General features: G+C 61.5%; 23 protein-coding genes and 1 pseudogene. 4 read left to right on the top strand and 20 right to left on the bottom strand.

The window, feature by feature from the left end; all coding sequences use genetic code 11:
* Positions 1-206: 206 nt before the first annotated feature.
* Positions 207-602 (top strand): hypothetical protein, encoded by a 396-nt coding sequence (locus NKI99_RS24225; protein ID WP_164780532.1) that lies wholly within the window; start codon positions 207-209, stop codon positions 600-602.
* A gap of 139 nt (positions 603-741) precedes the next feature.
* Here NKI99_RS24225 and NKI99_RS24220 read toward each other — a convergent pair.
* The 4 genes and pseudogenes from NKI99_RS24220 to NKI99_RS24205 all read right to left on the bottom strand — a co-directional run bounded on the left by NKI99_RS24220 (position 742) and on the right by NKI99_RS24205 (position 5,704).
* Positions 742-1,331: pseudogene (locus NKI99_RS24220) on the bottom strand (DUF1419 domain-containing protein).
* Between the two features lie 191 nt (positions 1,332-1,522).
* Positions 1,523-1,915: a hypothetical protein gene (locus NKI99_RS24215; protein WP_352441565.1), complete on the bottom strand. Its 393-nt coding sequence runs from the start codon at positions 1,913-1,915 to the stop codon at positions 1,523-1,525.
* A 117-nt stretch (positions 1,916-2,032) separates the two neighbouring features.
* The gene (locus NKI99_RS24210) at positions 2,033-4,183 is read right to left on the bottom strand and encodes a ParB/RepB/Spo0J family partition protein (protein ID WP_352612317.1); all 2,151 of its coding nucleotides are present in this window, start codon (positions 4,181-4,183) and stop codon (positions 2,033-2,035) included.
* Positions 4,184-4,507: 324 nt separating this feature from the next.
* Entirely contained in the window at positions 4,508-5,704 is a 1,197-nt protein-coding gene (locus tag NKI99_RS24205; RefSeq protein WP_352612315.1) for a DUF932 domain-containing protein, read from the bottom strand.
* Positions 5,705-6,111: 407 nt separating this feature from the next.
* Between NKI99_RS24205 and NKI99_RS24200 the strand changes: the two genes are divergently transcribed.
* Entirely contained in the window at positions 6,112-6,354 is a 243-nt protein-coding gene (locus tag NKI99_RS24200; protein WP_127297616.1) for a DUF982 domain-containing protein, read from the top strand.
* A gap of 383 nt (positions 6,355-6,737) precedes the next feature.
* On the opposite strand, the gene NKI99_RS24190 is transcribed toward NKI99_RS24200, so the two are convergent.
* The 11 genes from NKI99_RS24190 to NKI99_RS24140 all read right to left on the bottom strand — a co-directional run bounded on the left by NKI99_RS24190 (position 6,738) and on the right by NKI99_RS24140 (position 18,807).
* Entirely contained in the window at positions 6,738-7,709 is a 972-nt protein-coding gene (locus NKI99_RS24190; RefSeq protein ID WP_127297614.1) for an amino acid ABC transporter permease, read from the bottom strand.
* Between the two features lie 19 nt (positions 7,710-7,728).
* A complete protein-coding gene (locus NKI99_RS24185) occupies positions 7,729-9,009 on the bottom strand; it encodes an NAD(P)/FAD-dependent oxidoreductase (protein ID WP_128305986.1) in 1,281 nt (426 codons plus the stop codon).
* Between the two features lie 143 nt (positions 9,010-9,152).
* Positions 9,153-9,974 (bottom strand): transporter substrate-binding domain-containing protein, encoded by an 822-nt coding sequence (locus NKI99_RS24180; RefSeq protein WP_352441567.1) that lies wholly within the window; start codon positions 9,972-9,974, stop codon positions 9,153-9,155.
* A 292-nt stretch (positions 9,975-10,266) separates the two neighbouring features.
* Positions 10,267-11,685 (bottom strand): NAD(P)/FAD-dependent oxidoreductase, encoded by a 1,419-nt coding sequence (locus NKI99_RS24175; protein ID WP_127297611.1) that lies wholly within the window; start codon positions 11,683-11,685, stop codon positions 10,267-10,269.
* Positions 11,682-12,548, bottom strand: coding sequence for a PfkB family carbohydrate kinase (locus NKI99_RS24170; protein WP_352441569.1), 867 nt, complete (start codon positions 12,546-12,548; stop codon positions 11,682-11,684). Before NKI99_RS24170 ends, NKI99_RS24175 begins: the two co-directional genes overlap by 4 nt.
* The gene (locus tag NKI99_RS24165; RefSeq protein WP_127297609.1) at positions 12,545-13,399 is read right to left on the bottom strand and encodes a sugar phosphate isomerase/epimerase family protein; all 855 of its coding nucleotides are present in this window, start codon (positions 13,397-13,399) and stop codon (positions 12,545-12,547) included. The genes NKI99_RS24170 and NKI99_RS24165 overlap by 4 nt, the downstream gene beginning before the upstream one ends.
* Before the next feature lie 21 nt (positions 13,400-13,420).
* Positions 13,421-14,281, bottom strand: a complete 861-nt coding sequence (locus tag NKI99_RS24160) for a carbohydrate ABC transporter permease (RefSeq protein WP_352441570.1) — start codon at positions 14,279-14,281, stop codon at positions 13,421-13,423.
* Positions 14,278-15,240 carry a carbohydrate ABC transporter permease gene (locus NKI99_RS24155; protein ID WP_352441571.1) on the bottom strand — a complete coding sequence of 321 codons (963 nt, stop codon included), beginning with the start codon at positions 15,238-15,240 and terminating at the stop codon, positions 14,278-14,280. The genes NKI99_RS24160 and NKI99_RS24155 overlap by 4 nt, the downstream gene beginning before the upstream one ends.
* 8 nt (positions 15,241-15,248) lie before the next feature.
* On the bottom strand, positions 15,249-16,571 hold the full coding sequence (locus tag NKI99_RS24150) for an ABC transporter substrate-binding protein (protein WP_127297606.1): 1,323 nt from the start codon (positions 16,569-16,571) through the stop codon (positions 15,249-15,251).
* Positions 16,572-16,599: 28 nt separating this feature from the next.
* Positions 16,600-17,613 carry an SIS domain-containing protein gene (locus NKI99_RS24145; protein ID WP_352612312.1) on the bottom strand — a complete coding sequence of 338 codons (1,014 nt, stop codon included), beginning with the start codon at positions 17,611-17,613 and terminating at the stop codon, positions 16,600-16,602.
* A 192-nt stretch (positions 17,614-17,805) separates the two neighbouring features.
* The gene (locus NKI99_RS24140; protein ID WP_352612310.1) at positions 17,806-18,807 is read right to left on the bottom strand and encodes a LacI family DNA-binding transcriptional regulator; all 1,002 of its coding nucleotides are present in this window, start codon (positions 18,805-18,807) and stop codon (positions 17,806-17,808) included.
* A 430-nt stretch (positions 18,808-19,237) separates the two neighbouring features.
* On the opposite strand from NKI99_RS24140, the gene NKI99_RS24135 reads away from it, so the two are divergent.
* Positions 19,238-19,705 (top strand): Ros/MucR family transcriptional regulator, encoded by a 468-nt coding sequence (locus NKI99_RS24135; protein WP_206638070.1) that lies wholly within the window; start codon positions 19,238-19,240, stop codon positions 19,703-19,705.
* 330 nt (positions 19,706-20,035) lie between these two features.
* Here NKI99_RS24135 and NKI99_RS24130 read toward each other — a convergent pair whose 3' ends face one another.
* The 5 genes from NKI99_RS24130 to NKI99_RS24110 form a co-directional block, all read right to left on the bottom strand.
* Positions 20,036-20,227 (bottom strand): DUF309 domain-containing protein, encoded by a 192-nt coding sequence (locus NKI99_RS24130; RefSeq protein ID WP_352612308.1) that lies wholly within the window; start codon positions 20,225-20,227, stop codon positions 20,036-20,038.
* A complete protein-coding gene (locus NKI99_RS33910) occupies positions 20,224-20,325 on the bottom strand; it encodes a nucleotidyl transferase AbiEii/AbiGii toxin family protein (RefSeq protein WP_502905560.1) in 102 nt (33 codons plus the stop codon). Before NKI99_RS33910 ends, NKI99_RS24130 begins: the two co-directional genes overlap by 4 nt.
* Before the next feature lie 144 nt (positions 20,326-20,469).
* Complete coding sequence (locus tag NKI99_RS24120) at positions 20,470-21,201, bottom strand: DUF6088 family protein (RefSeq protein WP_352612307.1); 732 nt, start codon at positions 21,199-21,201, stop codon at positions 20,470-20,472.
* A gap of 126 nt (positions 21,202-21,327) precedes the next feature.
* A complete protein-coding gene (locus NKI99_RS24115; RefSeq protein WP_352612305.1) occupies positions 21,328-24,798 on the bottom strand; it encodes an AAA family ATPase in 3,471 nt (1,156 codons plus the stop codon).
* Positions 24,795-26,042 carry a metallophosphoesterase family protein gene (locus tag NKI99_RS24110; RefSeq protein WP_127297995.1) on the bottom strand — a complete coding sequence of 416 codons (1,248 nt, stop codon included), beginning with the start codon at positions 26,040-26,042 and terminating at the stop codon, positions 24,795-24,797. The genes NKI99_RS24115 and NKI99_RS24110 overlap by 4 nt, the downstream gene beginning before the upstream one ends.
* Before the next feature lie 185 nt (positions 26,043-26,227).
* Here NKI99_RS24110 and NKI99_RS24105 point away from each other — a divergent pair, with 185 nt between their 5' ends.
* Positions 26,228-26,473 carry a hypothetical protein gene (locus tag NKI99_RS24105; protein ID WP_352612303.1) on the top strand — a complete coding sequence of 82 codons (246 nt, stop codon included), beginning with the start codon at positions 26,228-26,230 and terminating at the stop codon, positions 26,471-26,473.
* Positions 26,474-26,773: the final 300 nt, after the last annotated feature.

The raw sequence follows: 26,773 nt of genomic DNA, 5'->3' as shown, positions 1-26,773 counted from the left end.
CCGTGCTTTATCGGAGAAACCCCGCAACGAGCAAGCGGTGTGTCATGGGCCTAGGGCAATCGGCTCAATCAACGCGGGCAAACACGCCAACAGAGAGAGCTGCATCGTACACGACATCCTCAGGCGTCTAGCCGGCGGTGTGGGATGCTGTGCACAATCCGGCTGGAGCGATTGCAATCCCAATTTTCTTGGGAACTAATCTTCTCATGGGGGCGGATGAGCTGGACGCGCTTGTTTTCGGGATGGCGGTCGACAGCGTTCGGGCGCTTTCTGTTCCTTTCGCGGAAAAAGTCGAAGAAATCGCCCACAGAAGCCACGGCGTGCTGCTTTTCAATTTGCGCATCGATGGCGACATGGAATTTCAGCGCGTCGCCGCCATCCGGTATCCAAGCAATCAGACAGGCGTTCTCGTGCTGGATAAGCAAGGCTTGTTGACCAGCCATTGCATGGTCAATGGCACTTTCTCCTGCTTTATCGCTCCGTTGGAGGACTGGAACACGCTGCCGCTCGCAACGCAGGCCAGGACGACGATCGCCGGCTCGGCCAGCCTGTTCATCGGCGCTTTACGCAATGCCGGGTACCTCCCGCGTCGCAGGCACTGATGCCACGTTTTGCTGAGGGCCGGATGCTTGTATCCTCGGGGCAGTTGGCCATACGGTCTCGCATGCCTCAACAGCTTGAGGATGGGCCGTACGCGGGTGCATCCATTGAGCGAAAGTCGCTCCCCGTGATGGAGACGCTTCACCGCCAAACCGCGGTTCTTATAGATGGCCATCGTCGTCTTCCTTCATCAGCTCCGACGCAATCGGACTTTGGACAGGAACTCGTCGATCTCGAGATCCGACAGATCATCGAGCAGCTTGAAGACAGCACCATGCCTTCCGGCGTTAACGAGAATCGTGCGTTTGCCGCGATGTTCGGCCCACCGGTCTCGGGATCTGCATTGCGGGCGATCCCCCTAAGCTCGACAGGGGTCATGTTCCAGATCGCCTCAAGCTTTTCCGCGCGGGTCATGCTATCGCTCGCGCCGGTCTCGTGGGCGATGATGGCGGCGCGCATCTTGTCTGGCGACTGCCGATCCGTGAGATCGCAGAAGCCATGAAACCAGCGCTCGCGCCCGCGGATCCGGATCGCGAAGAATACGCTGTCACGTTGCCGGCCTTGAACTCCGACATGCCGAACATGCCGGTGCGCATGAACAGCGGCGGCATCAAATCGAGTATGAAGTGGTATTCTGACGCGGGGATCTCGAACCACTCGCCTGAATAGGGAGTGCCGGAAAGCGGATCGATGCCGGGAGTGTCCTTGTGTCGGCTGAACAGTTGGAACATCTGCTCGCGGGTGACGACGACGTCGAGCACCTTACTGAACGGCGGATGTGCGGTCATGGGGGTTCTCCTAAACGCAGGTCGGCCACGCGCGGCATGAACCGCGTCGTGGCAATTGGTTGGTGGTGTTGTGGCTGTCGACTGGCCGAGCCTGCGGCCGGCGCGTACACCCGCGATGATGGGGTTTGCAGGGTTCAGGCGGCGCGGCGCTCGGAGGAACGCGAAGCGTCTCGACCAACCCCGGTGATGGCACGCACGGCGGCGGCGAGCGCCGGGATGTCGTCGAGCATGCCGAGCGCAACGAAGTGGTTGGCCCCGCCGGTATAGTCGTTGCGGCCCTTGCAGGTGCGGATCAGGATGCCGTGACCTGAGGATAAGCCGAACTGGCCGACCTGGATGTAGGCGCGGTCATGGTGCAGGGTAATTTCACCGGAAACGGCTATGCACGCCTTGTTTGAGCGCAGGTCAAAACTTCCCTGCGGCAGGGCAAGTTCGGCGGCAAGTTTCTTCAGCCGTGAACGGGCTGTGGTGTGGAAACGTCTCTTCTGCTGCTCGTCGTAGGAGCAGCTTCTGTTCCAGTCGAACATGTCGATCTCCATGAAACGCAAGCGCCCGGGTCGCGATGGCGATCCCGGGCTCGAGAGTGAGTTGGAACTGAAAAGGGCCCGGCGGGAGTGCCGGGCCCTGTGCGAGCGTGATACCGGTTATTCGGCGGCCTGGAGGTGGTCCGCCTCGTCGCTGTCTATGGTCACCGGCTCATCGGAGGACGGATCCGCATCGTCGGCGAGGAAGGCGGGAAGCTCGGCGGCATCGCGGTCGAGAGCCGCCTCGACCGACATGTCGCCGGCGACCGCGTCGCCAGCATCGGCAGACACTTCATCGACCTCAACGCGCAGCGGCTCTGGCAGCCAGTTCGAGCCTTCGAGAAGACGGGCAGCTTCACGGGCCATGATGTCCTTCTTCATGTGGTCGATCAGCTGTGCGGAGTCTGCGCCACGCGCTTCACGGACAGCTTGTAAAATCCGCGCCTTGGTGAGCCGCCCGAGAAACTCGACCGTGGGCGTCCAGCCGGCGTCGACCATGTCGAACTGGAGCGAGCGGCCAAGCACGACTGCATGCTCGAGCGCCTTCGCTCGCCTGTTCCAGGGTTCGACCACCGCATTGAGGGTCAGCGAGACACAGTGCGCGAACAGCGCCTTGCGGCTTGCTTCATCGAGGCCGAGCAGGAAGTCCCACAGGCCTTCCGCCTCATCTGGCAAATCGCGGTCCCAGGCTTCGTGCCGCTCGGAGATCTCCTTGGCCCAGGATGTCTCGGCAAGACCGTCGACCTGACCGAAGCTGCCGCTCTTCAGGCTGATCTCCAGGCACGTGTTCGGCGCGAAGCGATAGAAAACCTGCAGGACGAAGGCATGGAGTGCGGCGACGAAGGCGCTGTCGACGTCACCGGCGACCGCGTTGCGTAGTGCCAGCGTCCGCTGCGCGGTCAGGTCGAAGACGAGCCGATCAGGCAGTGGCTTGATGCCATCGTCCTCGCCGTCGTCGCCCGAGGCGTCGTGCACCGGTATGCCGTTGACAACAACACCATCGCCATCGTCGCCGCCATTAGATCGGGTTTCGCCGTCGGCGCCCTGTTCCTCGCCCTCATCGACGTCCCCGGTTTCGGTCCGCGGCTCGTCCTCGTACCGCACGAAACCGGCATCGACCTGGAGCGCGCCGTTCGCGGCAAGCGTGACGAACACACCGGCGATGGCCTTCTGGGCGGGATCGTAGCTTTGAGGACGATCATCGATCGCATCGAGCTCGGAACCCAACTGGTCAAGCTTCGCCTCGATTGCTTCATCGGCATCCTCGGCCTTGGCATAGTCCGCATCCAGCTGGTCGTATTCGGCCTTCAGCGCGTCGTAGCGTTCAATCTCCCCCGCGCTGAGCTCCTGCGCCTCGGCGTAGATGCGCCGCATGCCGGAGGTGTGGCCATAGGGAAAGCTGATCGCCGCATCTACCCATTTCCAGCCTTCGGCGCGGATCGCCTCGGCATCCACCTTCAACCTGTCGAAGACAAGCTGCTCGAGAAGTGCGGCATCCTGGAACCAGCCGCCGGAATCCTGCTCGAACAGATCGCGAAGGATGACCCCGCCGGCAGCCTCATAAGCTTCGGCGCCGACATAGACGGCCCGGCGATCATCGGCCCGCACCGTCGTCTCCGTCAGCAGACGCCTGATGTAATACGGTTCCTGCGTGTGCGAGCTGGAGATCCGCTCCCAGACCTGTTCCTGGCGCGCATGATCGTCGGAGATCGAAAACGCCATGATTTGCTCGAGCCGGATTTCGTCCTTCTCGTAGAGATCGAGAAGCTTTGGCGATACCGATGCCAGCCGCAGGCGCTGTCTCACGGTGGCCGGCGATACGAAGAAGCGGGCACCGATCTCGTCGGGATCGAGGCCCTGATCGCTGAGCGTCTTGAAGGCACGAAACTGGTCGAGCGGGTGCAGGTCGGCGCGCCGGAGGTTTTCGGCAAGCGAATCCTCCTCGGCCGAGGTCTCCTGCCCGCGGTTGACAATGCAGGGGATTGGCTCGTTCTTCGCCAGGCGCTTTTGCTTGATGAGGATGCCGAGCGCCAGGTACCGCCGGCCGCCGGCCGGCACCTCAAACGTGCCGGTCTCCTCGCCCTCGCCGTCGAGCACGGGACGGACGTTCAGGCTCTGGATCAGCTTTCGCCGTCCGATGTCTTCCGCCAACTGCTCGATCGACACGCCGTCCTTGATGCGCCGAACATTTTTCTGCGACAACATTAGCTTGTCATAGGGAATATTCTCCGCGGCGTTCATCGCGATCTTCTGAATGGCGTTCTTTGCCATGGTCAGGTTCTCCATAACGGGCGGCCCGGGGCCTCTCCCCGAACCTCCAAGCCCGTCAGCAACCCTCCCCTCCCCCCTCTGCCTCCAGGCCTCACGCCAGCGCCGCCTCCCGACTTGCAGGCTCAACATGAAGCGCTGCTGGTTTCGGCTCGCGGATCTAGACGCAGCCGAGCCGCACCCGAGGCGCCTTCGGCATGTTGGCGTCACCGCGTACTCCCACGAAAGAGCGCTGTCCTCTTGCTTAGGAGGACGGCGCTGGAATTGATGGAGACGGCCTGGTGGCAAGGCCGGCGACGGAATTGTTCGTTGCCGGCCTCCTCAGGATCAGGCGGCGAAGTCGAGAAGCTTCTTGGCTTTGCCCTCCATTTCCAGGCGGACATCCTGATGCGGCTTGTCGCGCGCGACCCGCGTGATGCCCTGCACGAAATCAAAGATCGATTCCGGTGGTCTGCCTTCCTCCATGAGAACCGTATCGATGATCTTCGTGGTCTCGGACTTGGAGAAGCCGCGCTTGCGCAGGAAGCCCTGGCGATCGTCTTCGTCTCTGGCAACGACCCTTTGCCGCGCCGTCTTGATGCCGTTGACGAATGGCATGGGCGAGGAATCGGCAAACTGGATCAGCGTCGGCTCGGCTTCCAGGGCGAAACGGGAGGCCGCGTATTTTGAGTGGCGGATGGTGATTTCCTCGAAATCTTCGACGCCCCACAGATTACGATTCTGACACACTGCACGTAGATAGAAGCTGGCGATGCCGAGGGTGCGGGCTCCGACTTCGGAATTCCAGCAATAGAAGCCGCGGAAATAGAGATCCGGTTCCCCATTCGGCAGCCGCCCGGCCTCGATCGGGTTCAGATCGTCGACGAGGAACAGGAAGATATCGCGATCAGAAGCGTAGAGCGTCGTGGTGTCGCTAGAGATGTCGACGTGCGGATTGTAGATTCCCGTCGACCAGTCCAGCACGCCGGGCACTTTCCAGCGCGTGTCGCCGGTACCGTTGCCGGCAATCTTTTGCACGGCGCCCACCAGCTCTGAGTCAAATATTCTGCCGTAATCCGGGCCTGTCACCGCCCGCAACTCGAGGCGCCCGTTCTCGATTTCCAGCGTCTTAACCTGTTCGGCGCGGTGGTTGAGGAGACCGTGCTGAAGGTTGATCGCCGCGAGGGGGGCTGGAAGCTGCCGCAGATAGGTGGCTGGTGCGCCGACCAAGGAGGCGAGTTGGCCAAAACTCCAATGCGTGGGGGCAACAGGGCCAGGCGCATCGGGCAGCATTAGCCTCAGGCGCTGCGGATCGTCGCGGCTGGCCTCGACGCGGATCAGCTCACTTTCGACGATGCGGGTCTTGCTGCGCTCCGACCGGCTCTTCACCGCATTTCCAAGGTCGTTGAGGGACAGGTATCGCTCGTCCGCCGGCCGGTTAAACCATTCTGACGACACGCGGCCTATGCGCTGGCCGCGGCTGACGTCGACTTTGTAACCGGCACGCTCGTTACCCTTGGGCGCAAGAATTTCCATCTGGTTCATGGGTGTTGCTCCTTGGCGGGCGCCGGGAGACTCTCTCCCGGACCTTTACCCGCCACCGCAACCCGCCCGCCCTCTTCCTCTCCCGGCATCCCCGCACCATTAGAAGCGTCGGCATTGCGGCAGCGGCCGCGTCAAGGCTGACACCATGAGAGAAGGCACGGGCTTCAGGAAAGTCCGAAGACCAAGCGCCGCTTCACCTTCCGGACGCGGCAGAATTCCGCTGTGCTTTTTTGCGCGCCAAGACCGGTCTGATTTTGGGTAGCGGCCTGCTGAAATTGGACAGGCAACTTGTCGTGAGATCGGACAACCGTCAGTTCTGTTCTGGCCCTAGCCACAAATGTGTAAATTGACCCTACGTCATGATACGCGAAGACCGGTATCGAAGTCGGAACTGAGAGAGTGATTGCATGTCGAGCAGGTTCGTCCGGCCCGTGGTGGTGCAAATTGGCCGGCATGACCGTGAGCGCGTCATATTCGATGTGAACGACGCAGCCACGATCCTGCTGCGAAGTGTCCCTCATCGGACGGAGAAGCGAAAACTGGCCATGGATGCGTGTCTTCAGGTTCTGCGTGGTGAAGCCCGGACGCCGGTAGCGAGACGGGCCTTTGTTACAGCGGCCTTAGAAGCGAAAATCCTACGCAGCGACTGAGGTCCAAATGATTTTTCCGGCTTTGGTGCCGGAACTCGGAAGCCCGAACGAGGCAACGATGACTGGGAACAGTCCTGCCCTCAGCACGCTGACGGTGAATGGCCTGCCGCCAACTTCCCTGGCTGAAGGCCCCAAGGCAGCTCTGCCATCTCAACATCGTCCACGGAGCGCCGTATGATGACAGATCGTCTACCGAGGCGAAGGGCTCATCGGCCCGCGCAGCGATGATCGCCACCCCGTCATGGTTGGCGAGACCCTTTACCATGCGCGGGCCGAGCCGGACAGGTAATTCACTCTTGCCGACGTCGCCAATCTGCTGCTGCTCTCCGAAGCTGGCTGCAGCAGTAAAGAGCAACTCGTTTTGGCGAAATCACGGATGACGATCAGCGCTTGAGTGAGCGCCCGAACCGGTCCTCGATCCGCGACTGCAGGAATTCGAGCCCCATCGAGAGCAGCCAATAGATCATCGAGGCGGTGATGAGCATCTCGATGTGGCGGAACTCGGTCTGGCCTTGTGTGCGTGCGAGATACATGATCTCCCAGACCCCGACCACCGAGACCAGCGAGGAATCCTTCAACATCGCAATGAACTGGTTGCCGGTCGGCGGCACGATGACGCGCATCGCCTGTGGCAGGATGACCAGGAACATCGTCTGGTTAGCGCTAAGGCCGAGTGCCGTAGCACCCTCGGTCTGGCCGCGCGAGATGCTTTCGATGCCGGCACGGAAGATCTCGGTCATGTACGCGCCGTAGCAGAGTGACAGCGCCATGATGCCGGCCGGCACGGCTCCGATCACGTAGCCAATCTGCGGCAGGCCGAGATAGATGATGTAGATCTGCATCAGCAGCGGCAAGCCACGAAACAGAGAGGTATAGAAGGTCGCCAAGCCATAGACCACGCCGTTGCGGGAAAGTTTGGCGATGGCGCCAACGAAGGCGATGAGGGTGGCGATGGCGATCGAAATCGCCGAAATGTAGAGGGTCGTCACTACACCCTTCGAGACGAGGAAGCCGATCTTCTTGGCGATGAACGCGAAGGAGAGGTCGAAGGAATAGAAAAACAGCATTAACAACACGAACAGCTCTATCCAAACCGCCACAATCTGCTGTTTGCGGCTGAGATACCGCAGCGCGTTCCAGTTCGCCGCCACGATCAGTGCGATCAGCACCGCCGAGACCGCCCGCCCGATCTCAGGGTTGGCGGCGAGCCACTCGACTGCCCCCGGAACAAGCTTGCCGAGCCAACTGGCTTTGATGCCGAGCCCGTACAGGCCGGCGGCGAAGGCGGCGAGCATGAAGAACACGCCAACGCGGCGCGCCGCGTCCGGGTGGTTGAGCAACAGTCGGCCGATCACGTCCTCGATCTCCCTGTGGTCAACGGGCGCGCTCGCGCCACCAATCCTGCGCCTGCAGCTTCCAGTAGGTGAGTTGCGCAACCGCAAGTCCAGCCGGGCCGCCCGCCCAGGCAAGGCCGAATGGTGCGAACAGCCGGTAGCGGTCCGATTGCCCCAGTATGGCTTCGGCGATCAGCTTGCCGGCGATCGCCGTGGTGTTGATGCCATGGCCGCCAAAGGCCGTGAGGTACCAGACGCCCGGCTGCAACGGGCCTATCTGGGGCATCAGGTGTCGGGCATAAGACATGAGCCCGGACCAGGCGAGTTCGGTCTTGAGCTGTTCGAGCTGCGGATAAGTGGTGATCATCTCACGGCGTAATTGCCTCGCCAACACACCCGATGACGCTGCCCGGGTGGTGATGCGCCCTCCCCAGAGCAGCCGCCTGCCGTCTTCGACAACACGGTAATAATCGCCTGCGCGGCGGTTGTCGCCGACGGCGTCGGTCGTCGTAATCGCTTTGGCGATGAGGTCAGGCGCCTCCTCGCTCACCATGACGTAAGTGGCGATCGGCAGGAATGCCCGCTGCAGCCGGCTGACCAGTGGCCCCGTATATCCGCCGGTGGCAAATACGGCCTGGCGGGCGCGCACTTCGCCGCTGTCGGTACGCAAGACCTTTTCGGCGCCGTCAAGGTTGGCTTCAACGGCAGCCGTTCTCTCGTATATCCTGCCGCCCAGCCGTTCGATCTCGCCAGCAACGGCGCGCAGATAGTTAAGCGGATGCATGTGGAAGGCGCTGGGATCGCGCAGGCCTTGGTGGTAGCGATCGGAACGCAGCACCGCTCTCACCTGGTCGCGATCGAGATAGTCGAGCCGATAGTCGAAATCCCGCGCCAGCTGCTCGGCATATGCCTTGAGCGCGGGGCCACCATCGTGGCGAAGCACGCTCAATATACCGGAGCGCGGCTCTGCCGCCTTGATATCGAGATCGCGGATCGTCTGCCGCACGAAGTCGACGCCTTCGATGGACAGGCGGTGCAGTTTTTGTGCCGCGCCCACGCCGGCCATCGCGGCGATGTTGTCGGTGCCGGTGGCGAAGCCGGGATTGACGAAGCCGCCATTGCGACCGGAAGCGCCGAAGCCGATGCGCTGCGCCTCAAGCACGACGACCTGCTGGCCGGCGCGAGCCAGCTGCAACGCCGTCGTCAGGCCGGCCAGTCCGCCTCCGACAACGACTGTTTCGCACTCCGAAACGCCGCTCAGCGCCGGTCTGATGGTGTTGTCGGCAAGCGTGCGTCGGTAATAGGTGTCAGGATATGTCATGATCAGTATGATGAGGTGGTGGCACTAGAGCATTTTGCAGGCAGGCGGAGCCGCCCGGTGTCGTGGAAATGCAGCTGAAACAAAACAGATGGAGCGGGATGTTCAATTGAATGTATCCCGCTCAAGCTTGTCCACGACGCTCCTCAGTCGGCGCTGTAATCCTTGCCGTACCACTTGGTGGTCAGCTTCGCGAGGGTACCGTCCTTCTTCATCTCGTCGAGAATGCCGCCGATCTTGGCATTCCACTCGCCATCACCTTTTTCCGCGATCACCACCAGTGGCTCACGGAAGGCATAGCCGCCTTCTAGGACACGCAGGGGGTAGCCGTTCTTTATCGCGTTCTGCGCCGTCTGTTCCGGTGCGATGACCGCGTTGAGGCGCACGCCGTCGCCGAGCCTCAAATCGTCGAACGGCAGCATTGAGTCGGCAAAAGTCCTGATCTCACCGGGCTCCAGCTTGTATTCGATGGGCGGCAGGCCGGGAGCATCGATCTCGAGTTGTCTGCGGATGAAATCCTCCGACGTGGTGGCGGTCTCGACGCCGATGATCTTACCATTCAGGTCGGCGACCGATTTGGCCGGGCTGTCCTTGTGAACCACGTAAACGTAGGGGCTATAATAATAGATGCCTTCGAAATCGATCACCTTGGCCCGCGCTTTGGTCGGCGTCACCGAGCCGACACCCAGATCGTAGCGTCCCTGCCAATGGCCGCCCGTCATCGTCGCCCAGTCCGGCGTGTCGAAACTGACCTCGACACCGAGGCGCCTTGCGATCTCCTTCGAGACGTCGATGTCGAATCCGACCAACTGATTGCTGTCATCGAGGAAGCTTTGCGGCGGCCAGCCGCTGTTTGTGGCGACCACCATTGCCTTCTTCGAGGTAACCCGGTCGATGGTTTCACCCGCCGACGCCGCAAACGCAAACGCGGTAGTGGCCAATGCCAGCCACGCGATCAATTTCCTCACTTAAACCTCCCTCTTCCTTCAGACATATGCTCCCCAAAAGCGCCTCCCCCGTAGAGAAAGGATAATTTGAGAGCGCGACATGAGATCGATCTCATATCAGATTAGGCACACATATCGACAAGGGCATCAAGCCTTTTTTCAGCGATTGGACAGAAAACCCGGCCGGCTTTTATTTTGCCGGCAACGCGCCGACAATCGGCGACTACAGCGACGCATCGGCGGCACTGTCGTGAAGTTTTCGTGACGTCGTATCCACCTTGTGGCGTGACGGACAAGATGCTCTGCACGTCGCTTATGTCTTGCGGCGGCCCGGCTTGAGCCCAGCCAGCAGAGTGGTGATCCTGTCCGCCTTCCGGTTGCGGATCTCGGCCTCATTCTTGCGGCGCACCGCGCCGCGGACGAGCTTGGCGCCGAGATAGCGGAACGGCTCGGGCGGCAGCGACATCCGACGCTCGATGCCGACCAGCCCGCTGGCGCTCCAGCGATCGCTGCGCTCCAGCACCAAGCTGGCCAGTATCCGCCCGCCAATCGGCGTTTGCGCGATGCCGGTTCCATTGAAGCCCATGCCGTAGAAAATATTGGGATGGCCGCGCAGGTGATCGAAGACCGGAACGTGTTCGGGTACACAGTCGATGGGACCTGACCAGTCATACTCGACCCGCACGCCACGCAGCGCCGGATAGACTCTGTGCAGTTCCCGCACATTGTCACGGCCATGCTCGGAGCTGCGGTTGAAGCTGGCGCCGAAGTTTCCGGCGAACGCCAAATTGCCGCTGCCGCGGCCGAAGATCACCCTGCCCATGCTGGTGCGCTGGTAGTAGAGGACCTGTGCCTGTGAATCGCAGATCGAGGCACCATCGCGCCAACCAATGCTGTCGAGCAGTTCGGGCACGGCGGCGGTCGCGACCACTTCGCTGTCGACGACGTAGAGATGGCGGCGCAGTTCCGGCAGCGCTGAGAGCCATGCGTTGGCGGCAAGCACAACTTTCTCTGCCCGCACCCGGCCTTCCGCCGTGCGCACCGTGCATGTCCTGCCGGTTTCGATGTCGAGGACCGGGCTGCGCTCGTGGATGATGACGCCGCAGGCCAATGCCAGCTTGCGCAATCCGATGGCAAGCTTGGCGGGATGGACCGTGCCGGCATTGGTCTCGGCGACTCCGACATAGGATGCCGATGAACCGGTGCGGCGTTGAATGTCGTCGGCCGTCAGCGGCTTGAAACGGTTTTCTCCAACAGCCGCAGTCGTGGCAACCGCGTTCTCCCAGGCGCCTTCCTGCGCAATTGAGCTCGCGGTCCACAGCCATCCGTCCAGCCTCAGATCCATGTCTATGGTGCCGTTTTGCTGCAGCGCCTTCAGCTCCGCGATCGATGCCACCGTGTCGGCGCAGAGCTGTCGCGCTTCTTCGAGGCCGACGACGGCACCGATCTGGTCGATTTCGGCGAACCAGGAATGAACTTGGCCGCCATTGCGCCCCGAAGCTCCTGAACCGCATAGATCGGCCTCAAGCACGATGACCCGTGTTTCCGGCGCCAATTCACGGATGCGCAGCGCCGTCCACAGGCCGGTATAGCCCCCACCGACGATCACCACGTCGGCGCGCACGTCGCCTCTCAACGGTTCGGTCGCGGTGTCGGCGCCGATGTCCTGCAGCCAGAAGGAGCGGTCGGATGGAAGCGCCACCTTCGGCTGTCGCAAACGCAGTGTCGTCACGGCCGGGCTCCCTGGGCGTCGGCAATGAAGCTGGCATATTTGGCCGGCAGCCAATCTGGTATGGGACGCGGTCTCTGGGGAAACCCGCCGAGATGTGTGCAGGTCTGCGCCGCGGCGATTGAAGCCTCGCGCAATGCCTCCGAGGCGCTAAGGCCGCCGAAACGGAAGCCGGTGAGGAAGGTGGCGATAAAGCTGTCGCCGGCGCCACACGTATCCACGACATCGACAAGCGTCGCCGGTGCATGCACCACGTCATTCATGCCATCGTCAAAGTAGGATCCGCGACGGCCGCAGGTCAAAGCCACCTGGCTCGCGCCGGCGGCCCTGAGCGCGGACAGCAATGGCTCGATGGGGACATCGACATCGTCCGGGCCGGAGGCAAACAGCATCGGCACGCCGCCGAGCGGCAGTGCCAGATGCGCCGTCGATACATCAATGCTGAACGGCACACGATTTGCGACCATCCGGCGGACAAGGTCTCTGTTGGCATTGGTGCCGAGATGCACCCAGTCGGCTGTGGCGATGATCGCATAGTGCTCCGGCGACGGCATGTAATTCTCGCCAACCCCGAAGGATTCGTGCAGGAACCTGCGCTCCCCGGATTCGTCGCGAAGCAAGGTGACCGCGGTGTCGCCGGGGCGACGTTCGACGTCATCCGGCGAAAGGCCGACGCCTGCCAATTCGGAAAGTACCATGTCACCCTCAGCATCCTCGCCGACAGCGCCAAAATACCGTGCCGTCCAGCCGTTGCGCCGCCATTGCGCGGCAACGTTCAGCGCATTGCCACCGACGGTAAGCAGACCGTTGGTCAGGTAAGCGTCGAGGCAATTGTCCCCGACAGCGACAAGCTTCTTTGAGGTCATGCCAGCACCGTTGCGCGATTCAGGTACGGCTCGATAGCGTTGAGGCAGCGCGTCCAGGCCCCTATCGGATCCAGCGCGTAGGATCCATTGCCGAACGGCTCGAAAGTGAACTTTCCGGCATAGCCGAGGCGCGCGAGTTCGCTGACATAATGGCCGAGCGGCAGCGTGCCCTCCCCCCACACCAGATGCCCGCCTGGTGTGCCATCGACCAGATGAACATGCGCCAGCCGCGAGCCGAACAGGTCAACATAGCCGGCCACGGTGTCGCCGGCCGTGGCCATGGCGACAGTGTCGAGCACGACATCGACGTTGCCGGCGCCCACCTCGTCCAGCATTTGGCGCAGACCTGCCGCATCATTGACGATGTTGCTCTCGAACCGCTGCAACGGCTCGAGCAGGCAGCGCACCCCGTTTGCGGCGGCATGCCGGGTGATCTCGCCGATCGCGTCGACGGCGCGGTCCCATGCCGGTTGACGGGGTTGGCTCTCGTAGCCCCGGCCAGGCGTCAGGAAGAGATAGCGGGCGCCAAGCGCCGCGCAGATGTCGGCTGCACGGCAAAACCGCTCGATGCTGTCTTGACGCAGTGCCGCTTCGCCGGAGGCGATGTTGATTGGGTACAACACCTGCTCTGGGGTGAAGCACCAGGCCGACAGCTCGTTGTCGGCAAGCACCCGGCGAACGGATTCGACACGCCCGTCCGTAGCATGGAACAGGTCCAGATGCTGGGCAATCCCCCACAGCTCGATCTCGCGCATGCCAAAGTCGCGGATCGTCCTGGCGACCTCATCGAAGGGGATGTGCTGAAAGCTGAAATTGGCTCCGATCAGCTGGTGGGCAGCGAGCTGCGGCATGAAGGCTCCTTTCGGGAATTGTTATTTGCCGATGCCTTCGGCCAGACCACGGATGAAGTAGCGTTGCGCAGCAAAGAACACGATCACGATAGGCAGGGCCGAGATCGTCATGGCCGCGAACACCACGGCGTAATTGGTCCCGTGGGTTGCCATGATCGACGTCAGTCCAACCGGCAGTGTCTGCACATCCGAGCCGCTCGTGAAGATCATGGCGAAGAGATATTCGTTCCAGGCGAACAGGACGTGCAGGATGACGCAGGAGATGATGATCGGCCGGCACAGCGGCAAGGTGATGCGCCAGAAGATCTGACCCTCGCTGGCGCCATCCATCGTCGCCGCCTCGTCGATGTCTTCAGGCAGATCCAGCATGTAGGCGCGGATGAGGAAGGTGGTGAACGGCACCCGGAACGCCGTGTAGAGAATGATCAGCGCCCAGTAGGTGTTGTAGAGACCGAGCGCCTGCAACATCTTCACCAGTGGAATGATCGCCACGGTGGGGCTGAGCATCAAGCCGCCCAGCACGATGCCGACGACCAGCGGCTTTGCCGGCATCCTGGTTCGGGTCAGGCCAAACGCGGTCCAGGCGCTGATCAGCACCGTGCATATGGCCGAGGCAACGGTCACCAGCACGGATACGATGACATAGCCCCGAACGCCCTGGTTCCAGGCCTGCACATAGTTGTTCCAGGACCAATGGGCAGGCAGAGCGAAGGGATCGCCGAAGATCTGCGCATTGTCCTTGAAGCCGCTCAGCGCCATCCAGATCAGCGGATAGATCACGACGACACCGAGGCAGACCAGGAACGAATAGAGGAAAGTCCGGGCGAAGACGGACCACACGTTAACATGCCGGATCCGCCCGACCGCAACCGTCGCGCTCATAGCTGCACCCGGCGGCGCTTCGTGTACCAGAGCTGCGCCGCGCCGGTCAGCATAGTCAATACGAAGATGACGGCGGCAATCGCGGCGCCATAGCCAAAATTGTCTTCAATAAAGGCCTTCTGGTAGAGCCATGTGCCCAGCACCTGGCTGCTGTTGTTTGGCCCGCCCGCGGTCATGACCATGACCTCGTTGAACACCTGGAACGCGCCGGTGATCGTGACAATGATCATCAGCCCCGTCATTTCCCGGGTCAGCGGAAAGGTGATGCTCCACAGGCGACGAACCGGGCCGGCGCCGTCAATGGTTGCGGCATCGTAAAGGTCGCGCGGGATCTTCTGGATAGCGATGGCAAACAATAGCGTCGAGTAGCCAAATCCCTGCCATTGGCTCATGGCGATGATGGCGTAGATGGCGGTGTGCTCGTTCCCGAGCCAGGGCATGACGAACTGGCTGAGACCAACGCGGCTGAGCGCGGCATCCAGCAAGCCGATCTGCGGCTGGTAGATGAAATAAAACAGCAGTCCGGTCACGGTGATCGAGATGGCCGACGGCACGAAATAGACGGCACGCCACAGGCGGCGCCAGCGTTCGCTCCTCAGGTCCTCGATGATGGCCGCCAGCAGGAACGCGCCGAAGACCTGGAAGATAACGGAAATGATGGCGTAGAGGCAGTTGTTCCACAACGCCAGCAGCACGACCGGGTCATGCAGCAGCCGGTCATAATTGGCAAGGCCGACATTGGTGACCTCGCCGGTATAGATGTCCTGGTCGGTGGTGCTGACGATGAAATTGTCGACGATCGGATAGTAGACGAACCAGCCGATGAGGATCAGTGCAATCGCCGCCCATCGCAACGACAACAGATTGGCGAAGCGGGCCCGCGGCCTCTTTGGCCGTTGCGGCCTGGCGACGCCGCGAAGCAGGGCGGCGCTCTCCATCGTGTCCGAGGCCCTTGCCATGGTCTGCTTTATTTGGCTGCGGATGCGGCCTTGCGCACCTCGTCCATCACTTGTTCGGGCGTCATCGAGCCACCTGCCAGCGCCTGCAGGCTGGAGAGCCAGACGGCGGCGACGCGTGGCGGGTTGGCCGTGTCCAACCAGGGCATGAGGTAGGAGGCCGCGTTGATGTCCTTGAGACCATCAACGACAGCAGCGCTCATGTTCTTTTCCGACGCGCCGCCGATGGTGGCGCTCGGCTGGCCGTAGGGTGGCGCTGACAGGACCTGCGCGTTTTCCTTGGAGGTCGCGAACTTCATGAAATCGATCGCTAGCGGGATGTTCTTCGATGCCGCATTGATCATGTAGCCTTCCGGCGCGCCCTCAATCGACTTGGGATCACCCTTGGCGCCGGCGGGCACCGGCAGTCTGAAGAACCCGAAATCGGCGGGTTTCAGGGCCGAATCCGGCGTGGCGGCCTGATCGAACTCGATGATCTCCTGATAGTACATGGCGGACTGCGCGTTGGTGAAGGCCTGGAGAGCCGAGGCATAAGACGTGCCGTTGACGCCGGCTCCATCAGTGCAACGCTCGACAAGCTGGCTGAACTGCTTGAGCGCCGCGACATAGCCTGGATCGCCGTAATCGGCAGCGGCTGGATCGAAGTCGCGTTCCAAGGTCGCCTGCGGCACGTTGTAGGCGAGCAACTGGCCGGCGAAGTGGATTGCCGGCCAGGCCTCCTTGTTGCCGAACGAAATCGGTGTCGCGCCGGATTTGCGAATGGCGTCGCAGCTGGTCAACAGTTCATCGAAAGTGGCTGGTGCCTTGAGGCCGAGCTTGGCGAAGACCTGCTTGTTGTAGCCCATGAACTTGGCATCCTGGTAAAGCGGAATGCCATAGAACTTGCCATTGTATTCGAATGCCTTGACAGCGGCCGGAGAGAGCGTCTTGCCCCAGTCCGTGTCGGGGCCGATGACGGCGCTCAGGTCGACTGCGCGATTGCCGCGCACGAAGTTGCCGCCCCAGCTTCCTGTCCAGGAGAAGTAGATATCGGGCAGCGAATTCGAAGCCACCAAGGTCTTCGTCTTGCCTTTCACGCTGTCGTCGCTCTCCTGGATGAGTTCGACCTTCACGCCCGGATGGAGCTTTTCATAGTCCTGCGCCAGATTGACGAAATAGGGCGACAGCTGCTGCAGTCCGAACTTAGTCAGGATCGACAGCGTGCCGCTGTATTCCACCTTGGCGTTGGGATCGGCCGCAACCGGCACCGAAGCGGCGAAACTGCCGACCATCGACAGCCCCAATGATGATACCGCGGCCACTGTGACCGCCACGACTTGCAGCGAACGTTCCATTAGCAGCTCCTTCAGAGGTGAGAGTGGGTCAGTATTCAACGCGTTTGTAATAGCGACGTGTCGTCAGCGGGTGATTGCGCAGCACCTCGAGATGCGCGCTCAGCCGCTCGAGCAAGGTGGCAAGCAGGACCGGCGAGATCATGCTCCGCACCTGGGCGGAAATGCCCGGCAATTTGACCGAGGCGGCGTCGAGCGTACGAACACGGTCCGTGTAGCGTGTGGCAAAATTCTCGACCCGGTCGGCCAACGGGCGAAGCGCATCCTCGCCCTTGAACACGAAGACGCTAACGCCGGGTTCGACCAGTTCGAGCGTGCCATGAAAGAAGTCCGCGGCGTGCACAGGGCGGGTGCGGATCCACTGCATCTCTTCGAGGATGCACATGCCGTAGTAGTTGGCTTCGGGCCAAACCGATCCCGCGCCGGTGAAGATGTGATAGGTTTCGTCCTTGATCGTCCCCGCCAGTTCGGCGGCCTTGCCCTCGAACGCGGCCTTGGCATCGGCGAGCAGGCCCGGCAACAGCTTGAGCTCGGCGACAGTCGCGTCGAAGCCGTCATATTCGCCGCGTTCGGCCAGAAGCGCCAAGACGATCAGCAACGTCTGCAGGTAGAACGATTCCGATGATGTGTCGTCTTCGGCGAAATTCGTGAAGTTGTGGTCAGCTTCCCGCGCTATCGGCGAGTCCGAATGGCCCGTGAGCGAGATCGTGCGGACGCCCCGCTTCTTTAGGAAAACCATGAGTTCGACGCCTTCCTTGGTCGTACCCGACAAAGACGGGATGACAACCATAGCCTTGCTGTCGAGACCGGCCGGCGGGTCGAGCACGACCTGTGCCGGATATGCCGCGCAGACCGGGAAGGTGGAGTAACGCTGCGCCAGTTCGATCGCCGGGAGCGTCAGGAGCTGCACGCCGCCGGTACCCATGAAAAACAGTCGCTCGACGCCCTCCGAAATCAGCCTGCGCATGAGCGAGCGCGCCTCGCCCGCGATGGCAACGGCCCCGCTCTGAATCCTTATGAAGCGGTCTCTGTCGAAGTTCAGCATGCAGTTCTTCCTTGTACTCGGATGCGGTAGAGCCTCTGTCCGGGCGCAAGGATCGATGCGCCCGTCTCACCAGACTTTGATCAGTCTCGATCAATGTGAGATCGATCTCACATTTGGATAATGGCCATGCAATTCCGCGATTGGCAAGCCCTTGCCGACAAAGTTATTGAAAACGAAGGAATCCGGCCGTTGTCAGCGCCTGCTGAACCGAGCAACCGAACCGCGCACGATCAGGCGCGTCGGGAACCGGATATGGCGAGGCGCGATCTTCTTGCCGGACAACCGTTCGAGCAGAAGCTTGGCAGCCAGCGGGCCGATCTCCGAGATCGGCTGGGCTACCACGGTGATCTGGGGGTCGGTGAAGGTGGCGAGATTGAAGTCGTCGAAGCCCACCAACGACACGTCGTGGGGGATCGACAGGCCCATCGAGCGCAGACCGAGAAGCGCGCCCTGGGTCATCAGGCTATCCACGGTGAACAGGGCCGTCGGGCGGTTGCGGCGGCTGAACAGGCGGATGGTCGCGTCGACGGCATGTTCGACGGTCGAGCGCGACACGCTGATCAGCGATTCGTCGAGCGCAATGCCATGGGACTGCAATGAATTCTGGTATCCGGCAAGACGTTCCTGCGCGGTGAAGATGCGCGACTCGTCGCGCAGCAGTCCGATCCGTTGATGGCCATTGGCGACGAGGTAGTCCACGGCCTCGCCCGCCCCGCCCTCATTGTCGACAACGACACTGTCGCAATGCACCTCTTTGACGACGCGGTCGATCAGCACGACCGGCGCGCCTTCACGCACCAGCTGGACGATGTGCTCGCTGTCGGTTGCGGAGGTCGGCGCCAGGATGAACCCGCGGATGCTCAGCGACCGCAGGCTTTCCAACAGCTCCTTTTCCTGTTCGACATTTTCCTCGCTGCTGGCGATCAGCAGGTTGTGGCGATGCTTGCGCAGCTCAACCTCGATGTCGTGAGCGATGCGTGCGAAGAACGGATTCTGGATGTCGCCGGGCACGAAGCCGACGATCGGCAACTGACCGCTGCGCAGGGCCTGCGCCACGAGATTGGCCCGGTAGCCCAGTTTTTCGGCGGCTTCCAGAACCCGCAGCGCGGTCTCGTCGCCGACGTAGCCGTAGCTGTTGAGCGCACGCGCCGCCGTAGCGCGCGACACATTGGCCGCGGCGGCAACGTCCTTCAAGGTGATCCCTTTCTGCGTCACGGCTACTTTTCCTCCTGCGATCCTGACCTGGTCGCATCGTGCTTCCGGCTCTGCGTTGCATTTATCTTGTGCGGCATATCCGCGAATTCTCAAACTTCCAACGCCGCTTGTGCACGCTCTTTCCTCAAGCGTCCTATCATCGATTTTGGAAGAAGTGCCGGAAGCATCTCTGCCCGATGCCGAATAGGTCGGCATGGAGCCAACAGAAAACGATTGGTAGTCTGGACCGGCTTGCCCAGACGAACAGGGGGACGGACCAACCCGCGCACGACGCGGGCTGCATTGCCATGACCGCTGTGCAGAAACAGCCATCACAATAATGCCCAATGCGCTCGTTGCGTTTGGCGCCAACCGCCACTATGAAACGGACAATTTCGCCGACTGTCTTTCAAGCCGCCAGGAGAGTTTCGTGACAGAAGAAGCTGAAAGCAATGCCGGTAACCTGATCGAACTCACTGCCGACGTCGTCTCGGCCTATGTCTCGAACAATCCGGTTCCGGTCGGTGACTTGCCGGCCCTCATCAGTCAGATCCACGCCGCATTGAAGGGCACCGCCGGCGGCGGTGCTGCGCCGGATAAGTCCGGGGCTCTCAAGCCTGCCGTGCCGATCAAGAAATCGGTCACTCCGGACTACATTGTCAGTCTTGAGGACGGGAAGAAGTTCAAGTCGTTGAAACGCCATCTCGCGACCCACCACAACCTGACGCCCGACGAATATCGCACCAGATGGGGCCTGCCAGCGGACTATCCGATGGTCGCGCCGAACTATGCCGCAGCGCGCTCGGCATTGGCCAAGACGATGGGGCTCGGCCGAAAGCCGAAAGAACCGGAAAAGCCGGCGCCGGTGAAGCGGACGCGCACGAAGACCGCGGCCTGATTGCTGCAGATCCATCGGCCTATGTAGCCCGGACACAAAATAGGCGGGAGTAACCAGCCTTCCACAGGCGGAGCTGGGTTGAACCCTACCAAGGGTTGCCGATCAGACACTCTCAAGTCTTGGTGCGAGAATAAAATCGAAAACGGCTCGGGCTGGTCAGGCTTTGGTTCTGGCAAAATCCGGGAAGGTACGGCTGCTTCGGCATATTCTGCAAGCGCGGCAGGTGTCATCCCGAGTGCGGTCTCAAAGAGCCGGCTGGGCATCATCACCACCTGACGAAAAAGCCCGGCAGCTTTTGTCGCATGGCGCACGGCAGCGACCCGCTTTCCCTCACGGATTTTCACCCCGGCTGCCGCCAGCAGGATCAGCCTTTGAAGAACAGGCGGTGCTGCGTGCTTCGTTCGCAGCGTGCCAGAGAGGCTCCCAAGCCTCATGGGCTTCCCAGTAATAGCCGTGGTTGAAAAGGTCGATTCCCCATCGAAAGACATCCGAGCCCAGTGCTTCCGCAAGGGCTATGGTCACGGGCTGGCATCGCGGAGCACAGTCACATCGATGTCTTCCGAAAACCGGCCGATCAGGCCGAACCCCTTGGAAAGGAAGGTGCCCCGTTTGAATAGCAGCCGTGGACTGTCGTTCGGGCATGCCGTTGAACAGCGCGTCCAAGGTCCAGCACACCCAGAAGTCCTATTCGATATTCTGCGGCGTGGAGCTATGACGCTGAGCTGTTGTCGTAAACAGGCCCGCCCTTGTCTCGGCGTCGGCGCTCAAAAGTTGGTCATAGGCAGAATTGATTGGCTCGGCATTCTCGGTGGCGTAGTCCCGTTCGGCTGGAGCTGGGCTTGGGATATCTCGGCCGCGTCCTTCAGCAGGGACTTCAAAAGAACTTGCATCCAAGCGGGAAGGGTTGGCAGGCCTTCGGCCAGATCGGCCCGGAGGCGCTCACCTTGGTCGGAATCGTTCAGCAGTCTGCGCAGACGCCGCAACAGTTTCTGGTTTCCGTCATCCTGGCCCAGCATATCGCGCATCCAATGCAGCGCCTGGACGACGCGCATTGCCGGACGCCCTGCCCAATAAAGTTTGCTGGCCGACGTGGGCCGGAAGGTGATGTCGAGGTTGCCAAGGCGAATCGGCCGCAACCGCGCGTCGGCGTGAACGACGATGCGAGCCGGCACCGCGTTAGTCAGACCGAGGTCATTTGCTGCGGTCATGCCGTCGACGAGGACCCGGATCTGATCGCGCCGTGCTACGGCATCAATGACGCGACGGGGGTCTGGTGGGCTTTTCTGCTGGGTCAGGGTGTTGAATGTCGGTCGATCGTACAGTCCGCGATCAATCCGCCGCAGCTCAGCGGCCTTGACGGTCCGCTGCAGCACCTTGTCCACCGCATCGCGATTGCCAAGGTCAAGAAAATCCGCAGGCGTCCAGGCCTTGCGTGGTGGACTTGCCACCATGCGATCTTGGATGAGAGCCTTCAGGTCGGATCGAGTCTCGCTCATGTCCGAAAAATGTCCACATATTTCGGACTGGCAACCTGGCTTACTTGCTACTAGCTTGACGTCCTCATCAAATGATTGGTAGCGCAAAACGCCCTCATCGAGCGGTTACGACACAATCACCCATTACTATCCAAGTTCGTGAATCGCTACGCTCGGCACAACAGCCTTGGCAATCTCACATAGGTGCTGGTGATGCGTAAGATAGATCACCTGACCGGCACTTGCCATTTCGCCAAACAACCTGAAGACCTCCTCGGAACGGACATGGTCGAAGGTTTCCATGATGTCGTCTGCGATGAAGGGTACGGAGGGCCGAAACTGCGCAAACTCGTAGTACCCCGCAAGCCTCAGGGCCAGATAGAGCTGAAAGCGCGCGCCCTTTGACAACGCATCGGCGACCTTGGATTGCCCATCGCGCTGCAACGCGATGAGCACTTCCCCACCCTTCACAGGTTGAGTTGTCAGGCCAGAGTACTGGCCGCGCGTCATAAGGGCGAACGCGTCTGATGCGCGCTCCATCATCCCGGAGCGGTGACGCTCGCGATAGAGACGCAGAGCATTTCCAGCCGACATTATTCCCAATTTGAGCTCGATATAGCGGACGGCCTTTTCCTCGATTTCCAGAAGGACCGTACGCCGTTCGGCATCTATGCGAGCAACAGCGCTGTCGCCGCCAATGGCGTCCAGCTTGTCGGTCGCGCGCGTCTGCCGAATGAGCTGTTGCTGCAACACCTCGTCAAGGTCGCGAAGCCGTTGCTCCGCTTCGGCCTTCTCGATTGCGAGACTGTCGAGATTGACGGCCTCCAATATCGAACGCGCCTGCTCGAACCCTTCTACCCCGAGCTCGGACGACACCTGCTCCTCGAGTTCGGCCACGGCTGTGCGCAGGCGATCCCTGTCGCGCAGCAGTTCGTCGCGTTGCACGACTTCGGATAGCGTGGCCACGCCAAAGACGCTCAGGACCTCGTTCTTGCGCCGCTCATGTGCCGAAATCTCGGCATCGAGGATCTCACGCCCATCCTCCAAGCGCTGCAGGTCAATGACGAGGCTTGCCTTGGCCTCGCGCGTGCGCTCGGCGCGCTCCAGGCGCTCGGCAAGTCGAATCGCGAGCTGTTCCGGTTCGTCGTCGTCGGCCGCCTCGTCCGCTTCGGCTGCAATGGCGGTAACGTCGACCAGGAAATTGTTCCTGTCGGCCTCCATCTTCTCGATACGGAGTTGCATGGCGCCGCGGTCTTGAAGACATTTGGACAGTTCAGCCAATTGATCGAGGACGCCGCCGACGCCGGGCGCCGAGATGCCGCTCTCGAGCCATGTCCCCTTGAGCGCTTCGGCAACGCCGGTTAGCCATTCCTCCTCTCGCCGCTCAGCGACTTCGATGGCTCGACGTCTGGCGGCCAAGTCATCTTGCCTTGCGCTAACGGTCTTGAGCGCCTCGGTGCGCTCAGCGTCCACTTTGAATTGCCTTTCAAGGAACAGCTCTGCCACCGCCATGACCGTCTCCAGGCTGTCACCAAGATCTGAACCGACGCCGACACTCGCCAGCGCACCGCTCAGCTCCAGGCGTATTCGCCCTTCCTCATCAACCGAGCGCTCGGTCTTCTTGCGGGAAAGCTCGATCTCCTCCCAGGCCGCGAGCGCATCGATCCGGGCAGCAATGCGATCCCCGATCATTTCGATCAGCTGCTCGGGGGATGTTTCCTCGCACGGGCCGAGCAAGTCTCTTGCCGCTGCGCGAATTTCCAAGAACATTGCCTCCAGATCCGAGCCAATGCGTGCAAGTTGGTCGCGCGCATGCGCGATGTTGGCCGCGGCTTCAGCGAGGTTGCGGTTTGTGCTGCGAATCTCAACGAGCTCCCGGGCGTTAGCCAGACGGCCTGCCGCGACGCTGTCGTCTCGGGCCAGTGCTTCCGCGAAATCATCCGCAGTTTCGCCGGTCAGGTCATCGCGATGCCTTGCCCAAGCCTCGTCCCGGGCGCGCCGAATGGCGCCCGCCACATCATCGTCGGTGACATCGACCGAGGCACGAAGGGCATCCAGCCGCACCGAAAGCAAGTCGTGATTGTCCTGGTGCTGGGCAAGACGCTCGGAAACGACGCCCCTGCTCTTTTCGAGCTCTGCTGCAAGCGCCTTCCATGCGCCAAGCTGTCCAGCATTCGGAATGGCGACCCTGGCCAATGCCTGAGCATCTCCCGACCAGGGATGCAAGCGCGCGATCGCGGCCTCCCATCGAATTGCGCCGGCATCCACGGCCTCGCGTGCCGCCTTGATTTCCCTCAAGTGCCCACTCGCCCTTGCCGTTGACACAGCCGAGGCCAGTCTTGCCCTGGCAGGCTCGGGCACGGCCCGTTCTTCGCCAACCCGCTCGCGTGCCGCCTGAAGCGCATCAGCGGCTGCCGCAGCCTCGTCGCGCGCGACGCGCACGCTGGTAACGATCCCGGATCGCTGCTCGACCATGGTGCGGACAGCGCCGATGGTTGCAGCAGGCAAGAGCAGTCTGGCAGGTTCTGGCTCGCAGGATCGTCCGAGGGCAGCAAGGCAGATCGTCACGGCATTGTTGAGGATCTGCAGCTCGGTCCTGCGACTTGGCAGGTCCAGACCGGCCGAGACGTAGCGCACTTTGCGGTCGGCCAGACCGCGAACCCGCTCGGAGATCGCCAGGATCACCGCGTCCACATCGACCGAGGCGATTTTCGTCGTCACCCGCTCGAGCTCGTCCACACTCGCAGATAGCCGTGTTCTCAGACTGGCGTCGGTCTCGATCATGTCGGCGACGCTGCCCGTCCAGGTCCGTGACGGTGAAGCGATCTCAGGCAGCTCGGCCAGTTGGGCTTCCTTACGTCGGATATCGGCAAGGATCGGGATCGCGCGAAGATACTTCGCGATCGTATCGAGCCGAGCCGACAGCACCGACCGTTCGGCGATGCTGCGGTCGTATTTTTCTGTCGCGTCGAGACGCTCGGCTTCAAGGCTCTCATAAGTCGACGCCAAGGTGTCGATCGCGTCCCTCCCGGACTTCAGTTCCGCAAGCCGCTTCTTGAGCAGCGCAAGCTCGGTTCCGTGTGCCTGCTTGCGATAGAGCCTGTCCGCTTCGGTCTCGAGCACGCTCAATGTATCACTTGCGTGCCCGAGGCCGGCGCTCGCCGTAAACAGCAACTTGCCCAGGTCGCCGCGCGATTCCAGGATTGATTTTCCACCTGCTTCCAGCGTTTCGTCGTCCAACGAAAACATGGTCTCGTATGCGTCGCGAGACAGCCCGGCCAGATGTGCGGATATCGCCATTTCGCTAACCGGTTGGCCAGTCGCGTTCAACAATGAGTTGGTGCGCTGCTTCGTGCGTGTGAACGTGTGCTCCGCGCCGCCGAGTTCGAGCACCCCGCCGATGCGCATCGCGCTGTACTCGTGCAGGAAATTGTAGCGGCTGCGTTCCTCGATTCCAAACAGCAGGTCGAGATAGCCAGAAAGCGCAGTCGACTTGCCGGCCTCGTTCAGGCCGAAGACGATATGCAGGTCGGGACCGGATTCCGGTTTCGACCCGAAGTCGATCGTCCTGTCGGTGAACTTGCCATAACGAATGAGATCAAGCCGCCGGAGCCTCATTGTGACCCACCAGCCTTAAGGCGGGCGGTGACCAGGTCGGCGCCATTGGCAACCACCCTGTCGAGAAACAACTCCATCTCAGCCTCGTTCTTACCGGCGAAATCGCGCCCGTCAGGCGGAAGATCCCCGATCATCTTCTGGACCAACGCCCTCGCCTCGGCGCGGAAAGCTTCCGACCTGGCATCGGCGCGCATGGATTGAGCGAGTTCGAAGATCGGATCAGCGACGCCCTCGGATGCTTCGGCTACGGATGGAGCAACGTTAAGTTCGAGCTTCTCCACCCAGATTCCGCCAACCTGCTCAGCTTCTGCGAGCAGCAGGTCGCGGTCACGGATCAGCCGCCAGGATAAGGGTGAAGCCCCGGTCAGGCCGAGGCGGACCACAACGTGACGGGACCTGACGGAGGCGCGCACATCTTCGAGCGCGGAGCGGACTCGTCCGACGACATCGGACCATTCCACCGTTTCGGTCAGGTCGACATTCACCCTTTCGAATTGCGCGATGCTGGTCAGTCTCTCCTCGATCTCTACGGTGCGGTCGTCTCGTATCGTCACCAGGGTGACGGATTTCTCCCCGGCCTCGTTGATGTCCCTGCCCTGTGGAATTCCTGGCATCACCACGGTGCTCGCACCGGGATGGACTTGGCGGACGTGGATGTGCCCAAGGGCCCAGTAGTCGAAGCCATGGCTGTGCAGGTCAGCGACGCTGCAGGGAGCGTAGACGTCGTGGCCGGGCGATCCGGCCAGACTGGTATGCATAATGCCGACATTGACCGCGCCTTCACGCGGCGCTGAATACTTGGGCAGCAGGCTCTCCGGTGCCTTGGGGCTCGCGAAGCTCAAACCATGGAACATGACGTCAAGCCCGCCGGCTGTCTGCAGCACGGACTGCGGACGGCCACCGAAGATCGTGACCGTGTCAGGGAACACCAGCTGTTTCGATATCCGCGACAGGGCGTCATGATTGCCGCGGATCTTGAAAGCCTTGATGCCGGCCTGGTGAAGTCGTGTCATCTGTGACGCCAAGAACCGCGCGGTTTTCATCGATGTCTGATCGCCATCGTAGAGATCGCCGGCAATGACCAGCGCATCGACACGTTCCGCAAGGCAGAGATCCACGATCGAGATAAAAGCCTGGCGGCTGGCGTCTCCGACCAGTTCGGCAAGGTCGGGGTTTCGCATCGCCAGCGAACGCAGCGGCGAGTCAAGGTGAATATCGGCCGTGTGTACGAATCGAAATGCCATTGAGCGGTCTCCGCCCACGAACATATCGATGTTCGATCGCGGCCCGATAGAAGAATTTCACGACACGCGGTGTTGGGTGTCCAGACCACACGGGATCCCGTCCTTATCGCGGTCGACCTTCCCGCCCCACGAACAATTCTTAAGATATCATTGAGCTTCGTCAGGGCGCCAGCGCGGACGCCTTGATGGTCAAGCACGGCCAGGCGCTCGACTGGCCCCCTTTCAGCCACGGCGCCTATGCGGGGCAGCAGGCAAACGCCAAGGCGGCGAAGATCGGCGTGTGGGTCGGAACGTTTCAGACGCCTTGGGATCGGCGCGCAGCCCATGCCGAGGGCGCGAAGCGGGCTGCCAGCAAACCGCCCGGAATTATCAGCCGGCGCCTGGTCATCGTCTCTCTGAAAGTTCGAAAAGCAGCATCGCAGACGAAGTGAGGGGGCCAAACCGACGGTTAAGTATGCCGTAGAGGTCCGTGACTATCTTCTGGGAATAAATAGCTGCTCGCGCAGATCGCAGTTGACCCAGCCGAGAGAAACACCAATCCCCTGCGGGAACATTCTTCAGGGGGCGAAGTTCTGATTCGCCTTAGTTTACTCGCCGTTAGCCAAGGCCAGAAGGCTGCCCTCTATCAGCTTCCAAAAGCCCGAGGCTAGAGCGATTCCTATTTTGAGAGAATCGTAGGATTCCCAAAGCCGGATGTTTGTGATTCAAGATGCTGGCTGGATTGGAGGCCA

Source organism: Mesorhizobium sp. M0239 (assembly GCF_040321815.1).
In the GTDB taxonomy this organism is placed as follows: Bacteria; Pseudomonadota; Alphaproteobacteria; order Rhizobiales; family Rhizobiaceae; genus Mesorhizobium.
Note: the sequence above shows the minus strand (reverse complement) of the source record. Positions and strands in the feature narration are given on the sequence as shown.

Bases quoted from the DNA above. Each gene is read 5' to 3' on its own strand.
- NKI99_RS24225 (WP_164780532.1), top strand. From the start codon at position 207: ATGGGGGCGGATGAGCTGGACGCGCTTGTTTTCGGGATGGCGGTCGAC.
- NKI99_RS24215 (WP_352441565.1), bottom strand. From the start codon at position 1,915: ATGTTCGACTGGAACAGAAGCTGCTCCTACGACGAGCAGCAGAAGAGA.
- NKI99_RS24210 (WP_352612317.1), bottom strand. From the start codon at position 4,183: ATGGCAAAGAACGCCATTCAGAAGATCGCGATGAACGCCGCGGAGAAT.
- NKI99_RS24205 (WP_352612315.1), bottom strand. From the start codon at position 5,704: ATGAACCAGATGGAAATTCTTGCGCCCAAGGGTAACGAGCGTGCCGGT.
- NKI99_RS24200 (WP_127297616.1), top strand. From the start codon at position 6,112: ATGTCGAGCAGGTTCGTCCGGCCCGTGGTGGTGCAAATTGGCCGGCAT.
- NKI99_RS24185 (WP_128305986.1), bottom strand. From the start codon at position 9,009: ATGACATATCCTGACACCTATTACCGACGCACGCTTGCCGACAACACC.
- NKI99_RS24170 (WP_352441569.1), bottom strand. From the start codon at position 12,548: ATGACCTCAAAGAAGCTTGTCGCTGTCGGGGACAATTGCCTCGACGCT.
- NKI99_RS24165 (WP_127297609.1), bottom strand. From the start codon at position 13,399: ATGCCGCAGCTCGCTGCCCACCAGCTGATCGGAGCCAATTTCAGCTTT.
- NKI99_RS24160 (WP_352441570.1), bottom strand. From the start codon at position 14,281: ATGAGCGCGACGGTTGCGGTCGGGCGGATCCGGCATGTTAACGTGTGG.
- NKI99_RS24155 (WP_352441571.1), bottom strand. From the start codon at position 15,240: ATGGCAAGGGCCTCGGACACGATGGAGAGCGCCGCCCTGCTTCGCGGC.
- NKI99_RS24150 (WP_127297606.1), bottom strand. From the start codon at position 16,571: ATGGAACGTTCGCTGCAAGTCGTGGCGGTCACAGTGGCCGCGGTATCA.
- NKI99_RS24145 (WP_352612312.1), bottom strand. From the start codon at position 17,613: ATGCTGAACTTCGACAGAGACCGCTTCATAAGGATTCAGAGCGGGGCC.
- NKI99_RS24120 (WP_352612307.1), bottom strand. From the start codon at position 21,201: ATGAGCGAGACTCGATCCGACCTGAAGGCTCTCATCCAAGATCGCATG.
- NKI99_RS24115 (WP_352612305.1), bottom strand. From the start codon at position 24,798: ATGAGGCTCCGGCGGCTTGATCTCATTCGTTATGGCAAGTTCACCGAC.
- NKI99_RS24110 (WP_127297995.1), bottom strand. From the start codon at position 26,042: ATGGCATTTCGATTCGTACACACGGCCGATATTCACCTTGACTCGCCG.
- NKI99_RS24105 (WP_352612303.1), top strand. From the start codon at position 26,228: ATGGTCAAGCACGGCCAGGCGCTCGACTGGCCCCCTTTCAGCCACGGC.